This is a genomic window from Dietzia sp. NPDC055343, assembly GCF_053645265.1.
In genome coordinates this window covers 1-2,065 of record NZ_JBSHMJ010000121.1, presented here as the reverse complement: position 1 = coordinate 2,065, position 2,065 = coordinate 1, and the positions used below count along the sequence as shown (strand labels likewise).

The 2,065-nt window shown below is 69.4% G+C and carries 2 protein-coding genes and 1 riboswitch; both genes read left to right on the top strand.

Going from position 1 to position 2,065, the window contains the following annotated elements; genetic code table 11:
• The coding region (locus ACWIE7_RS18950; RefSeq protein ID WP_454070297.1) for an AMP-binding protein at positions 1 to 1,398 on the top strand (1,398 nt) is incomplete at its 5' end.
• A gap of 4 nt (positions 1,399 to 1,402) precedes the next feature.
• A riboswitch (TPP riboswitch) is annotated at positions 1,403 to 1,497 on the top strand.
• A 56-nt stretch (positions 1,498 to 1,553) separates the two neighbouring features.
• Positions 1,554 to 2,065 (top strand): LLM class flavin-dependent oxidoreductase (locus tag ACWIE7_RS18945; RefSeq protein WP_454070296.1); only part of this gene is annotated, 512 nt, incomplete at its 3' end.

The following is a 2,065-nucleotide window of genomic DNA, read 5'->3' as shown; positions in this document are numbered from 1 at the left end:
CTGCCCCCGTCCCGGTCTTTGCCCGAGCTCCTCCGGCTCAGCTCTGTGACCGAGGTCGTCACCGACCCCGAACACACGCCCAGGGTCACCATCGCCGGGGCGCGAGCGCTCGTACTCGGCGGCGGCGCGGATCGCGACCTCCCCGCCGACCGCGGTGCGGACGTCGTCGACCTCGAACACATCGACCCCGAGTCGGTGGAACTGCCCCGCTGGTACCGGCCGGACCCCGGCCGCGCCGGCGACCTCGCCTTTGTCCTCTTCTCCCGCTCGACCGGCGCGTGGCAGACCAAGCTCGTGACCAATCACCGCTGGGCACTGTCCGCGTTCGGCACAGCCAGCGCCGCACGCCTGACAACCGCGTCGACCGTGTACTGCCTCAGCCCGCTCCACCACCCGTCGGGGCTGCTCACCGCCGTCGGCGGGGCCGTGGCCGGTGGGTCCCGCATCGCGCTGTCCCGCGGTTTCGATCCGGAGACCTTCGACGAGGAAGTACGTCGCTACGGGGTGACAGTCGTGTCCTACACCTGGGCGATGATGCGCGAGTTGGTTCGCCAGCCGGAGCCTGCCCGCCGGGCACATTCGACGATCACCCTCTTCATGGGTTCGGGAATGCCCCGCGGGATGTGGCGACGGACCATGGACCGCTACCCGGGGACGCGGGTCCTCGAGTTCTACGCGGGAACCGAGGCCGATGTGGTTCTGGCCAACCTGTCGACATCCAAGCCGGGTGCGCGCGGTCGCCCTCTGCCCGGCACGGCCGAGGTGCGGCTCGTCGAGGTCGATCCCGACTCCGGCGCGGTCATCACCGGCCCCGGCGGTTACGCCCAGCAGAGTGAGGTCAACACGCCGGGGATGCTCGTCACCCGGCCACGCCTCGGAGTCGATGCCTCGGTGCGCCGGCTGCGAGGGTTGTTCCGCCCGGGCGATACCTGGGTTCCGACCAATGACATCTTCGAGCGCGACCGCGACGGCGACTTCTGGCTACTCGGCTCCGCGGGCTTCACCGTCCGCACCGAGCACGGCCCGGTGTACCCGATCCAGGTCGCCGATGCGCTCGGGGATCTGCCCGAGTTGGACCTGGCCGTGGTGTACGAGGTGTCCGGTGCGACCGGTCAGCTCGCCGTCGCGGCGGTGAGCACGTGGGGCTCCGCGGCGATCACCGCGGCCGACATCGGTGGCGCACTGTCCTCGGTCCCATCCGAAGCACGGCCGGACATCGTCCACGTCGTCGACGAGATCCCGGTGACCACCTGGTACCGGCCGGATGCCGCCGGTCTCGCCGCCCGCGGCCTTCCCAAGGCCGGCCCGCGAGCCTGGATCCGCGATCCGGAAACGGGCGGGTACGTGCGCCTGACCAAGGCGGTGCGGGACGGCCTGCTTGCGGCTGTCGAGATGTAGGGTGTGTGGCGACACGGGGTGCCCTAGACGGGGCTGAGATCACACCCGAGCGAACCTGATCGAGTTAGCACTCGCGGAGGGATGTCATCGGAGCAGCCACGGCTGCTCCTGCTCGAGCGGTGGTCACCCCTCTCACGACCACCGCAAGGAGAACCATGGCTTCGCGACCCGACGCTGCGCACGACCAGCACACCCGGAGGATCAGGTTCAACGCCTTCGCCATCAACGGCGTGGGGCATCAACTCCCCGGGATCTGGCGGCACCCGGCTGACCGGTCGCGGGACTACACGAACCTCGAACAGTGGACCCGTCTGGCCCGGTTGTTGGAGGGCGGCCTGTTCGACGGCATCTTCCTCGCCGACGCCCTGGGCCCGTACGACGTCTACGACGGTAGCGCCGATGCCGCCCTACGGACCGCGGCAAAGATCCCGATGAACGACCCGATGATGCTGGTCAGCGCAATGGCCGCAGTGACACAGAACCTCGGGTTCGGCATCACCGCGAGCACCTCCGCGGAACACCCGTATACCTTCGCCCGGCGAATGTCGACGCTGGACCACCTCACCCAGGGCCGGGTGGGATGGAACGTGGTGACCGGATACCTCAAGAGCGCAGCGCAGAACCTCGGCGAGAGCGACCAGCTCACCCATGACGAGAGGTACGACCG